The organism is Sphingomonas sp. BK235 (assembly GCF_004345855.1).
Taxonomy (GTDB): Bacteria; Pseudomonadota; Alphaproteobacteria; order Sphingomonadales; family Sphingomonadaceae; genus Sphingomonas.
In genome coordinates this window covers 226,423-237,835 of sequence record NZ_SLXN01000007.1, presented here as the reverse complement: position 1 = coordinate 237,835, position 11,413 = coordinate 226,423, and the positions used below count along the sequence as shown (strand labels likewise).

General features: G+C 69.5%; 10 protein-coding genes. 4 read left to right on the top strand and 6 right to left on the bottom strand.

The annotated features are described in order from the left end of the window. Positions 1–107: 107 nt before the first annotated feature. Both ahcY and EV292_RS17810 read right to left on the bottom strand, forming a co-directional pair. Positions 108–1,553 carry an adenosylhomocysteinase gene (ahcY, locus tag EV292_RS17815; RefSeq protein WP_243693839.1) on the bottom strand — a complete coding sequence of 482 codons (1,446 nt, stop codon included), beginning with the start codon at positions 1,551–1,553 and terminating at the stop codon, positions 108–110. Positions 1,554–1,679: 126 nt separating this feature from the next. Further along, positions 1,680–2,240 carry a YqgE/AlgH family protein gene (locus EV292_RS17810; protein ID WP_132910584.1) on the bottom strand — a complete coding sequence of 187 codons (561 nt, stop codon included), beginning with the start codon at positions 2,238–2,240 and terminating at the stop codon, positions 1,680–1,682. Between the two features lie 95 nt (positions 2,241–2,335). Between EV292_RS17810 and EV292_RS17805 the strand changes: the two genes are divergently transcribed. From EV292_RS17805 to EV292_RS17795, 3 genes are all read left to right on the top strand, one after another. Further along, on the top strand, positions 2,336–2,815 hold the full coding sequence (locus EV292_RS17805; protein WP_132910583.1) for a peroxiredoxin: 480 nt from the start codon (positions 2,336–2,338) through the stop codon (positions 2,813–2,815). A gap of 368 nt (positions 2,816–3,183) precedes the next feature. Then, a complete protein-coding gene (locus EV292_RS17800) occupies positions 3,184–4,614 on the top strand; it encodes an AMP nucleosidase (protein ID WP_132910582.1) in 1,431 nt (476 codons plus the stop codon). Positions 4,615–4,691: 77 nt separating this feature from the next. After that, complete coding sequence (locus tag EV292_RS17795; protein ID WP_132910581.1) at positions 4,692–5,288, top strand: hypothetical protein; 597 nt, start codon at positions 4,692–4,694, stop codon at positions 5,286–5,288. A gap of 259 nt (positions 5,289–5,547) precedes the next feature. Here EV292_RS17795 and EV292_RS17790 read toward each other — a convergent pair whose 3' ends face one another. Both EV292_RS17790 and EV292_RS17785 read right to left on the bottom strand, forming a co-directional pair. Beyond that, positions 5,548–6,309, bottom strand: coding sequence for an alpha/beta fold hydrolase (locus EV292_RS17790; RefSeq protein ID WP_132910580.1), 762 nt, complete (start codon positions 6,307–6,309; stop codon positions 5,548–5,550). Then, positions 6,290–6,736, bottom strand: coding sequence for a GFA family protein (locus EV292_RS17785; RefSeq protein WP_132910579.1), 447 nt, complete (start codon positions 6,734–6,736; stop codon positions 6,290–6,292). The genes EV292_RS17790 and EV292_RS17785 overlap by 20 nt, the downstream gene beginning before the upstream one ends. A 119-nt stretch (positions 6,737–6,855) precedes the next feature. On the opposite strand from EV292_RS17785, the gene EV292_RS17780 reads away from it, so the two are divergent. Continuing rightward, positions 6,856–7,464, top strand: coding sequence for a YitT family protein (locus EV292_RS17780; protein WP_132910578.1), 609 nt, complete (start codon positions 6,856–6,858; stop codon positions 7,462–7,464). 330 nt (positions 7,465–7,794) lie between these two features. Here the strand turns inward: EV292_RS17780 and EV292_RS17775 are convergent, their stop codons facing one another. Beyond that, positions 7,795–8,868, bottom strand: a complete 1,074-nt coding sequence (locus EV292_RS17775) for an aspartate-semialdehyde dehydrogenase (RefSeq protein WP_132910577.1) — start codon at positions 8,866–8,868, stop codon at positions 7,795–7,797. 85 nt (positions 8,869–8,953) lie between these two features. Further along, entirely contained in the window at positions 8,954–11,191 is a 2,238-nt protein-coding gene (locus tag EV292_RS17770; RefSeq protein WP_132910576.1) for a S9 family peptidase, read from the bottom strand. Between the last annotated feature and the right edge of the window lie 222 nt (positions 11,192–11,413).

Below are 11,413 nucleotides of genomic sequence, written 5' to 3'. Positions count from 1 at the left end.
CGAGAAAGATTGCGATCGCGAGGCGCCGCCCGACGCCTCCCACGGCCACGCGAAAAGGGCGGCACCTCACGGCACCGCCCTCCTCGTTCTCGCGATCGCGCGGGCGATCAGTAGCGGTAATGGTCCGGCTTGAACGGGCCGGCCACCGGCACGCCGATATACTTGGCCTGCTTCTCGCTCAGCTGCGACAGCTGGACGCCGAGCTTCTCGAGGTGGAGCGCCGCGACCTTCTCGTCGAGGTGCTTGGGCAGGACATAGACCTCGTTCTTGTAGGTCTCGCCCTTGGTCCACAGCTCGATCTGCGCCAGCGTCTGGTTGGTGAACGACGCCGACATCACGAACGACGGATGGCCGGTCGCGCAGCCCAAATTCACCAGGCGGCCTTTAGCGAGCACGATGATCTGCTTGCCGGCCCCTCCGTTCTCGGCTGGGAACTCGACCAGGTCGGTGCCCGGCTTCACCTCGGTCCACTTGTAGTTGGACAGCGCGGCGATCTGGATCTCCGAGTCGAAGTGGCCGATGTTGCAGACGATCGCCATCGGCTTCATCGCCTTCATGTGATCGGCGGTGATCACGTCGGCGTTGCCGGTCGCGGTGACGAAGATGTCGGAGCGCTTCACCGCCTCCTCCATCGTCACGACCTCATAGCCCTCCATCGCCGCCTGCAGCGCGCAGATCGGGTCGATCTCGGTGACGAGGACGCGCGCGCCGCCGTTGCGCAGGCTGGCGGCCGAGCCCTTGCCGACGTCGCCGAAGCCGGCGACGGTGGCGACCTTGCCGGCCAGCATCACGTCGGTGGCGCGGCGGATCGCGTCGACCAGCGACTCCTTGCAGCCGTAGAGATTGTCGAACTTCGACTTGGTCACCGAGTCGTTGACGTTGATCGCCGGGAACGGCAGCTCGCCCTTCTTGGCGATCTCGTAGAGGCGGTGGACGCCCGTCGTCGTCTCTTCCGACACGCCCTTCAGGTTCTTGACGGTCTCGGTCAGATAGCCCGGCTTCTTGGCGATGAACGCCTTGACCGAGCGCTGGAACTCGACCTCTTCCTCATTCTCCGGCTCGCCGAAGCTCTGGCCGGCCTCGAGCTTGGCGCCCCACAAAGCGAACATGGTCGCGTCGCCGCCGTCGTCGAGGATGATGTTGGCGGTGCGGCCGGTGCCGTCGTCCCAGTCGAAGATCGAGCCGACATAGTCCCAGTAATCCGCGAGCGTCTCGCCCTTCACGGCGAAGACGGGGATGCCGGCGGCGGCGATCGCGGCGGCGGCATGGTCCTGGGTCGAGAAGATGTTGCAGGTCGCCCAGCGCACGTCGGCGCCCAGCGCCGTCAGCGTCTCGATCAGCACCGCGGTCTGGATCGTCATGTGCAGCGAGCCGGTGATGCGCGCGCCCTTCAGCGGCTGCGCGGCGCCATATTCGGCGCGCAGCGCCATCAGGCCGGGCATCTCGGTCTCGGCGATGTTGATCTCGGCGCGGCCGAAATCGGCCAGGCCGATGTCCTTGATGACGTAATCGTTGGTGTCGAGCGTGCGGTCAGACACTGGGGCGGTGGCCACGGCGTTGTCTCCAGACTGATAGGGCCGACCAAGGCGCCACGCACCGGTCGGCATCCGCGCGCCTTAGCCCGCCCGACGCCGCCGATCAAATATAAAGATATCTTTATATCGTTCTGCCAGGGCGGCTCAGCTGTGTCCGCTCTCGCTCGACAGCAGCCGCGGGTCGACCCCGGCCGCGGCGAAACCGCGGGTCCAGCGCCGCTCCACCGGGGTGTCGAACAGCATCTCGGGCGAGTCGGCGACGTTGAGCCAGCCGTGGCGCGTCATCTCCGCGTCGAGCTGCCCCGGCGCCCAGCCGGCGTAGCCGAGCGCGACCAGCCAACGCGACGGGCCGTTCCCGGCCGCGATCGCGCGCAGCACGTCGAGCGTCCCCGACAACGCCCAGCGTCCCGCGACGTCGAGCGTGTCATGCCCGCCCCAGTCGCTCGAGTGGAGCACGAAGCCGCGCCGCGTCTCCACCGGCCCGCCGAAATGGACCGGCGCGTCGGGCGCCTTGCCCGGCGCGATCTCGAGCTGCTCGAGCACGTCGTGCAAGCCGAGCCCGTTGACCACCGCGCCGACCCCGACGCCGAGCGCGCCGCTCTCGTCGTGGCTGCAAATCGCGATCACCGAATGCTCGAAGCGCGGGTCACCGATCCCCGGCATGGCGAGCAGGAACTGACCGGTGAGATATTGGGCTTGCTCCATCGCGCCGAACCTAGTGCGTGCGGCGGCGCTTGCCAAAGCTTGAAATCGCCCGGGGCGGCTGCGACACCGTCGCGCCACACCAACCGGAGACCCTTATGACGATCAGCGTCGGCGACGCTCTGCCTTCCGTCCGCCTCACCAAGGTCACCGCCGAGGGGCCGGAGCCGGTCGACTCGGCCGAATATTTCAAGGGCCGCCGCGTCGCGCTGTTCGCGGTGCCGGGCGCCTTCACGCCGACCTGCTCGGCGCGGCACCTGCCGGGCTATCTCGATAAGGCCGGGGAGCTGCGCGCCAAGGGAGTCGAGGAGATCGCCTGCACCGCGGTCAACGACGCCTTCGTGCTCGGGGCGTGGGCCAAGCAGAACGGCGCCGAGGGCGTGACGATGCTGGCCGACGGCAACGGCGAGTTCGCGAGCGCGCTGGGGCTCGACATGGACGGCAGCAAATATGGCATGGGCAAGCGCAGCCAGCGCTACGCCATGGTGGTGAACGACGGCGTGGTCGAGTCGCTCGAGGTCGAGGCGCCGGGCGAGTTCCGGGTGAGTTCGGCGGAGCACCTGCTGACGCTGCTGTAAGACGCTGCCCTTCCCCGTGCCGGGGATCGTTGCGCGACGGGGATCGCGCGCTCCGCCATCGTCATCCCGGGCTTGACCCGGGATCCATGGTGCCGCGAGAGCCGCCGGCGTTGCTCTCGCGGAAGAATGGATCCCGGCGCGAGGCCGGGATGACGGTGATGAAGATGCACACCGCCCTTTTTGGGTCCGGACCCATGGGGCCGCGAGAGCCGCACGGGTTGCTCTTGCGGAAGGATCGATCCCGGCTCACGGCCGGGATGACGGAAGGTCGCAACGATTGCCGCCCGGGAAGGATTGCCTGATCCTTCCCGCCACGCCGGTGGATCGCGCGACTTGCCGCGGTCACATCGCAAATGTAACCGTCGGGAATGACAGCGAACGACATCGTACAGGAACTGGACCGGCTCTACAGCGCGTCGGTCGACCGGCTCAAGGCGGCGATCTCCCGCTACATCGCCGATGGCACGCCCCCCGCCCCCGACGCGCGGCGCGACGGCTCCTTCGCTTACCCCGAGATCCGGCTGCGCTTCGCCGGCGGCGACGATCGCCCCACGCCGCTGCGCTCCTTCGGCCGGCTGGTGAGCCCCGGCGAGTATCGCATCAGCGTCACCAAGCCCGCGGTCTTCGCCGACTATCTGATCGAGCAGCTGACCCTGCTGATCGAGGATTATGACGTCACCGTCAGCGCGGTGGCGGGGACTCAGGAGATCCCCTTCCCTTATGTGATCGACGCCGGTCACGCGCTCAGCCTCGACACCGTCTCCGCCGCCGAGCTGGCGCGCTGGTTCCCGACCACCGAGCTCGCCTATATCGGCGACGAGATCGCCGACGGCCTCTGGGCCTCGATCGACGGCACGCGCCCGCTCGCTCTGTTCGACGGGCTGCGCACCGATTTCAGCCTCGCGCGGCTGCGCCACTACACCGGCACGCCGCCCGAGCACGTCCAGCGCTACGTGCTGTTCACCAACTATCATCGCTACGTCGACGAGTTCGTGCGCTGGGGTGCGACCCAGGTCGGCGGCGACAGCCGCTTCACCGCGCTGTCGGGGCCGGGCGGCGTGCTGTTCCAGGCGGGCGACGATCCGGCGATGCTCGACGACAGCGCGTGGCGGCGCTTGCAGATGCCCGCCTATCACCTGATGGCGGACGATCGCACCGGCATCACGCTCGTCAACATCGGTGTCGGCCCATCGAACGCCAAGACGATCTGCGACCATCTCGCGGTGATGCGGCCCGAGGCCTGGGTGATGATCGGCCATTGCGGCGGGCTTCGCCCCTCGCAGCGGATCGGCGACTATGTGCTCGCCCACGCCTATCTGCGCGACGACCACGTGCTCGACGACATGCTGCCGCCCGAGATACCGGTGCCCGCCATCGCCGAGGTGCAGCAGGCGCTGGCGCGCGCGGCCGAGACGGTCAGCGGCCAGTCGGGCGACGCGCTCAAGCGGCGGCTGCGCACCGGCACGATCGTCACCACCGACGATCGCAACTGGGAGCTGCGCTACGCCCGCTCGGCGCTGCGCTTCTCGCTCAGCCGCGCGGTGGCGATCGACATGGAGTCGGCGACGATCGCGGCGCAGGGCTATCGCTTCCGCGTGCCCTACGGCACGTTGCTGTGCGTCTCGGACAAGCCGCTGCACGGCGAGCTCAAGCTACCCGGCCAGGCCAACCGCTTCTACGAGCGCGCGATCAGCGAGCACATGCGGATCGGCATCGAGACGTGCGAGGAGCTCCGCCGCGAAGGCGCCAAGCTGCACAGCCGCAAGCTGCGCGCCTTCAACGAGCCGCCGTTCCGCTGAGCGCATCGGCCATCTGATTGGAAACGAAGCGGCGGCCGCGCGTTACGCGGCCGTACCATTTCGCCAGGGAGCAGATGATGGCCGACGACAACAGCGACACGCCGACCCCCGCGCCGGCCTCGTCCAAGCCGGCGACCCCGCGCCGCCGCGCGCCGCGCAAGACCAGCGCGAGCACGGCCAGCAAGCCCCCGACCAAGCGCAAGACCGCGAGCGACACGCCCGCGCCCAAGCGCCGCGCGGCAACCAAGCGCGCGACCAAGAGCGAAGGGTCGACGCTGGAACAGGCCGGCGAGGCGGTGACCGCCGCGACGAAGAGCGTGTCGCGCTCGGCGGGTGCGGCTCGCAAGCGCGCCACGCGCGCGGCGAGCGATACGCGCAAGAGCGTGACGCGGGGTGCGCGCGGCACGGGCAAAGCGGCGTCCCGCGCGACCGACAAGGTCGGCGGCAAATGGGGTGCGGCGGCGATCGCCGGCGGCGTGGCGGCGATCGGCGCAGCGGCCACGGCCGCGCTGCTGTCGCTGCGCAGTTCCACCCCCAAAGCTGCCGCCAAGCCGCAGACCAAGACGGCGGGTGAAGCGGGCGCGAAGACCGGCGGCGCGCACCAGCCCGACGGGACCGACTCGAGCAAGTCGTTCAAGGCGAAGATCGCGGACGAGAATACCGTACCGGAGTGAGCGACGATGCGGCGCGGGGCGCATGCCGCTCCGCGCCGCCCGCCGCATAGTACGTGATCCCTTAACGCAAGTTCCTCTGCTAACGCATTGACGGATCAAGGTTTCGGCCCACCTTCTCTTAGAAGGAGCCGTTGGGCGGGTTTTACGCTGCGGTTGCCTTCAGCGTCACCAGCTGGTCGAGCGTTGCGCACCGCGCCGCTCGCGACAGCTACGCTCTGCGCGCCGCCCGCTACGCTCAAGAAGCGTCAGCCATGAAGCCTCACCCCGCCACGAAGTCCGCGATCGCCTGCCCCAGCTCGGGCTTGGTCACCGCGCTCATGTGGTTGCCCGGCAGCTCGGCGTAGCGTGCGTTCGGCAGCGCGTCGGCGAGCGCCGCGGCCGAGCCGTTGTCGTGATCGTCCACCCCGCTGAGCACCAAGGTCGGCCGGTCGAGCGTCGCCAGCACCGCCGCCGGCGTGCTCGCGAACGTATCGATCACGCCGAGCAGCGCCACCGGGTCGCCGCCGGTGGTCTTGAGAAAGGCCTCGGCGAGCCACTCCGGGCTGCCGCGCTCGTGCTGACCCAGCCGCGTGAGGATGTTGCGGAAGTGATCGGCGCGTCGCTCGGCGCCGATGATGCCCTCCAGCCCCATGCCGGCGAGCACCACGCGTCGCGGCGTCGCCCCGCGCGCCAGCATCCGCACCACCGTCCGAGCGCCGAGCGAGTAGCCGCCGAGGTCATAGTCGGTCAGCCCGAGGTGGCGCACCAGCGCCTCGCCGTCCAGCGCCAGCGCGTCGGGCGGATAAGCGGCGGAATCGTGCGGCTTGCCGCTCTCGCCGTGCGCGCGCAGGTCGGGCATGATGACGCGCACGCCGCGCGCGGCGATCGCGGCGGCGTGGCCGTAGCGCAGCCAGTTGGTGCGCGCGTCCGAGAAATAGCCGTGGATCAGGACCAGCGGGCGGCCCTCGCCCAGCTCGCGCCAGGCGATCGACGTGCCGTCGAAACTGTCGAAGATGCGTGTCTCAGTCGGGGAGCTTGCCACTCGTTTCCATCCATTTGCCGACGATGTGCGGGAGCTCGTCGGTGCGTTTCTCGGGTAGCCCGGCCGTGTCGCGCCAGGCGGCGTGGCGGCTCTCCACGCCGAAATGGCCGGTCGGGCGGAGGCGGCCAGCGTCGTCGAAGCTGCCGACGGTGAGGTCGAGCTGGTCGGCGCCAGTCCCCTCATAGGTGAGCGGCGTGCCACAGTCGCGGCAGAAACCGCGCTGCGCGATCGGCGACGAGGCACGGCGGTCGGGCTCGCGCGTGGTCCAGCGCAGCGCGGCGCGCGACACCTGCTTGAGCGCGGCGAACACGCCGCCGGTGGCGCGCTGGCACATCCGGCAGTGACACAGATAGGCATGGTCGTCCTCGACCAGCACGGCGTAGCGCACGCTGCCGCACTGGCACCCACCGGTCATCTCGCGCGCCATCCCGCCGCTCCCGCTGCCCAGACGAAGCGACCTAACGTGGCGAGCGCGCGAGGTAAACGCGCGACCGATGTTGCAGCGCAGCACTCGACGCGCGCCTATGGCGCTGGCAGAGCGCCCCGGTGACTCGCCCGCCTTCCCTGCCGCACAGCGCGATCGAGGACGCCTATGCGCTCGCGCTCGGCTGTATCCTCGTCGTCCTCGGGCTCGCGCTGCTCCATGCCGCCGGGCTGGTGACAGGCGGGATCGCGGGGGTGGCGCTGCTGCTCTCCTATGCGGTGCCGCTGCCGAGCGGGGTGCTGTTCACCCTGCTCAACCTGCCCTTCTTCTGGCTGGCGTGGCGCGCCATGGGGCGGCGCTTCACGCTGCGCACTGCCCTCGTCGGGATCGGCGTGGCGGGGCTCGGTACGGTGACGCGCTACGGGCTGAGCATCGCGTACATCGATCCCGCCTTCGCCGCGCTGGCGGGCGGGTCGGTGATCGGCTTCGGCGCGCTGGCCTTGGCGCGGCACCATGCCGGGATCGGCGGGACGGGCGTGGTGACGCTGTGGCTCCAGCAGCGCCGCGGCTGGAACGCCGGGCGGACGCAGATCGCGATCGACGCGGTGATCCTGCTGGTGTCGCTGGTGGCGCTGCCGGTCGAGCGGGTGGCGTGGTCGGCACTGTCCGCGGCGGCGATCAGCGGCATCCTGATCGCGTGGCACCGGCCGGGGCGGTACACGGGGTATTGAGCGTTAAGGTACGGAGATCCTGCAACTCCCCCCTTCAAAGCATCGTTGCGAGATTGTGTTTGCGCCACCCATCCTCGTCATCCCGGCCTTGAGCCGGGATCCATGGGTCCGCAAGAGCAACGGCTTCGGTGTTCGCGGCACGATGGATCCCGGCTCAAGGCCGGGATGACAGCAACTCTGCAACAAGCACGTATAAAGGAGGGGTTAGGGGCGGGGCGTATCAGCGAGCGTGGCGCTTGCGGAAAAGCCCCACCCCAACCCCTCCCCTGAAGGGGAGGGGCTCGCCGCCAATCACCTCAGCGCAGAGCGGCTACGATCAGAAGCCCCCGATCACTCCTCCCCGGCGAACACCGCGTCGAAGGCGGCGTCGTCGGCCTCGTCCGCTTTCTTGAGATGGCGCCGGCCGAGCAGCTCGGCGATCTGCACCGCGTTGAGCGCCGCCCCCTTGCGGAGGTTGTCGCTAACGCACCACAGCGCAAGCCCGTTCTCCACGGTCGGGTCCTCGCGCACGCGACTGACATACGTGGCGTCGTCGCCGGCGCTCTCGATCGGGGTGACATAGCCGCCGTCCTCGCGCTTATCGACCAGCATCACGCCGGGCGCCTCGCGCAGGATCCGTTGCGCGTCCTCGGCGGACAGCTCGTTCTCGAACTCCACGTTGAGCGCCTCGGAATGGCCGACGAAGACCGGCACGCGCACGCAGGTGGCGACCACCTTGATCTTGGGGTCGAGAATCTTCTTGGTCTCGACCACCATCTTCCACTCTTCCTTGGTCGAGCCGTCGTCGAGGAAGCTGTCGATGTGCGGGATCACGTTGAAGGCGATCTGCTTGGTGAACTTCTTCGGCTCGGCGGGGTCGCCGACGAAGATGTTGCGGCTCTGCTCGAACAGCTCGTCCATGCCGATCTTGCCCGCGCCCGAGACCGACTGATAGGTCGCCACCACCACGCGCCTGATCGTCGCGGCGTCGTGCAGTGGCTTGAGCGCCACCACCATCTGCGCGGTCGAGCAGTTCGGGTTGGCGATGATGTTCTTGGCACGATAGCCGTCGATCGCCGCGGCATTCACCTCGGGCACGATCAGCGGCACGTCCGGGTCCATGCGGTAGAGCGACGAATTGTCGATCACGGTGCAGCCCGCCGCGGCGAACTTGGGCGCATAGACCGCGGTCGCCTCGCTGCCGATCGCGAACAGCGCCATGTCCCAGCCGGTCGGATCGAAATGCTCGATGTTCTTGACCGTGAGCATGCGGCCGGTGTCGCCATACTCGATCTGGTCGCCGACCGAGCGCGACGACGCCAGCACCGCGATCTCGTCGGCGGGAAACTCGCGCTCGGCGAGGATGTTGACCATCTCGCGCCCGACATTGCCCGTGGCCCCCGCCACCACCACCCGATAGCCCATCGTCCGTCCTTCCCGGCGCGCTCCGTGCGCGCATTCTCATCCCGCGGCGGCCCTAATGCGCCCGCCGCGCGCGCGACAGCAAGCTTTACTTGGGGCCGCTGCCGACGTGCGTGTCGAGGAAGCGCTCGATCGTGGTCCAGACGTGGATGTCGCGCACCGCCGAGTGGGTCTTGCCGGGATAGAACATCAGGTCGAACGGCATGTCCGCCGCCTGCAGCGCGGCGGCCACCTTGGTGCTGTTGTCGAGGAAGACGTTGTCGTCGGCCATGCCGTGCATCAGCAGCAGCGGCGTGGTGATGCGCCTAGGGTCGCGCACCGCGCGCGAGGCGTCATAGGCGGCGGCGTCGGTGCGCGGGTCGCCCATGTAACGCTCGGTGTAATGCGAGTCGTAGAGGTGCCAGTCGGTCACCGGTGCGCCCGAGATCGCGGCGGCGTAGAGGCCGGGATCGGCCTCGATCATCTTGAGCGACATATAGCCGCCGTAGGACCAGCCATAGGTGGCGATCCGCTTCGGGTCGACGTATCTGAGCGCTTTCAGATAGGTCGCGCCGGCGCGCTGGTCGGCGACCTCGACCGTGCCCATCGCATGCCAGATCGCGCTCTCGAACGTGACCCCGCGGTTGGCCGAGCCGCGGTTGTCGAGCTCGAAGTAGATCCAGCCGCGATCGACGATGCGCTGGATCAACGGGTTCTTCCAGTCGCGCGCGACGTTCTGCGGCCCCGGCCCACCGTAATGCTGGAAGAACACGGGGTAGCGCTTGCCCGGCTCCAGCCTGGGCGTGACCATCTGCCAGTGCAGCTCGGTGCCGTCCTCCGCCTTGATCGTGCCGAACGTCACCGGCCGGTGCGCGGCGAGGTAGGGCGCATAGGGGTGACCGCCCTCGACCCGGTTCTCGTTGACCCAGGCGAGCCGCTTGCCCGCGGCGTCGGCGAGATAGACCTGCGGCGGCTGGTTGGGGTTGGAGCGGGTGACGAGGAAGCGCTGCGCCGCGCCGTCGGCGGTGACGCTGTTCTGCCAGCCGCGCTCGGTCAGCCGCTCGGGCGTGCCGCCGGCGAGCGGGACGACGTAGAGCTGCTGCTCGAGCACGTCATCCTTGTTGGCCATGAAATAGACCTTGCCCGCCGCCTCGTCGACCGCGACCAGCCCGGTGACCACCCACGGTCCCTTGGTCAGCTGGGTCCATTGACCGCCGCGGAGCAGCCAGAGGTGGCCGTAACCGTCGCGCTCGGAGCGCCACAGGAGGCCGCCGTCGGCGAGCGCGCGATAGCTGTCGGTGAGGTTGATCCAGCTGCGCGGCGCGGCGGTCTCGCTGAACAAAGGTGTCGCCTTGCCGGTGGCGGGGTCGACGCGGAGCACGTCAAGTCGGGTCTGCGCGCGGTTCTCGCGCTGGACGAGGAGCGCCGAGCCGTCGGGCAGCCAGTCGACCCGCGCCAGATAGATATCGGAGTCGGTGCCGAGGTCGACCTTCACCTGCCCCTTGCCGTCCGCGCGCATCACGTGGAGCTCGACCGCGACATTGGGCGTGCCCGCGGCGGGATAGCGCTGCTGGTAGATCTCGGTCCCGGCGGCGCCGATCGCGGCGCGGGTGAAGACCTGCACCGGTGCCTCGTCGAACCGTTCGACCGCGACATAGCGGTCCTCCGGGCTCCACCAGTAACCGGTGCGGCGGTCCATCTCCTCCTGCGCGACGAACTCGGCCTCGCCGAAATGGACCGTGCCCCCGCCGCCCTGCGTGAGCGCGCGCGCGGCGCCGCCGGCGAGCGGCTGGAGCCACAGGTTCTGGTCGCGCACGTAGCTGACGTAGCCGCCGCGCGGCGAGACCTCGCCGTTGAGCACGCCGCCCTTCACCTCGGTGAGCCGCCGCGTCGCGCCGTCCAGCGCGGCGAGGTACAGGTCGCCGTCGGCGGGGACGAGCAGCTGGCGCCCGTCGGGGGACCAATCGTAGCGGATGATCCCGGTCAGTGCGCCGATGCGCGCGCGCTCGCGCTGCATCTTCTCCGCCTCCGACAACGCCGCGCCGCTGCCGACGCGCGTGCTGTCCACCAGCATCCGCTCCTGCCCGGTGGCGGTGTCGCGCGCCCAGAGATCAAGGCGGAAGCGGTCGTCGGCGCGCGGGCGCAGGAAGGTGAGCAGCCGGCCATCCGGCGAGAGCTTGAGCGCGCGCGGCTGCTGGCCGCCGAGGTCGGGCGCGGCGAAGATGCGCTCGAGCGTGAGTCGCTGCGCCGCGGGTCGGGTCGCGCCGGCCTGCGCCTGGGCGGCGTCATCCACGAGCGCCCCTGTTGCTACCGTCGCAAGCGCCACCACCGCCAACCATGAACGCATCCATTCCTCCGGGATCGCGACCCGGGACCGGGCGCGCCGCCCTTATCGCGGCGCGCGGCGGCGAGGTAAAGCGTCACCCTTGCTGTCGTGGTGGGAGGATCCTCCGGGTGAAACGCCGATTCCGATGTCGGCGCCGACGCTAGCGCCGACGACGACGCGGGCGCTCCGTCACTACAAGCGCACCACCCCGGCGGACGCCGGGGTCCAGTTGGGAAGGCCTGC

Excerpts from the sequence above, each read along its gene's own strand:
- EV292_RS17785 (WP_132910579.1), bottom strand. The coding sequence starts at position 6,736 with ATGGCGCGCGAGATGACCGGTGGGTGCCAGTGCGGCAGCGTGCGCTAC.
- EV292_RS17800 (WP_132910582.1), top strand. The coding sequence starts at position 3,184 with ATGACAGCGAACGACATCGTACAGGAACTGGACCGGCTCTACAGCGCG.
- EV292_RS17775 (WP_132910577.1), bottom strand. The coding sequence starts at position 8,868 with ATGGGCTATCGGGTGGTGGTGGCGGGGGCCACGGGCAATGTCGGGCGC.
- EV292_RS17805 (WP_132910583.1), top strand. The coding sequence starts at position 2,336 with ATGACGATCAGCGTCGGCGACGCTCTGCCTTCCGTCCGCCTCACCAAG.
- EV292_RS17795 (WP_132910581.1), top strand. The coding sequence starts at position 4,692 with ATGGCCGACGACAACAGCGACACGCCGACCCCCGCGCCGGCCTCGTCC.
- EV292_RS17810 (WP_132910584.1), bottom strand. The coding sequence starts at position 2,240 with ATGGAGCAAGCCCAATATCTCACCGGTCAGTTCCTGCTCGCCATGCCG.
- EV292_RS17770 (WP_132910576.1), bottom strand. The coding sequence starts at position 11,191 with ATGCGTTCATGGTTGGCGGTGGTGGCGCTTGCGACGGTAGCAACAGGG.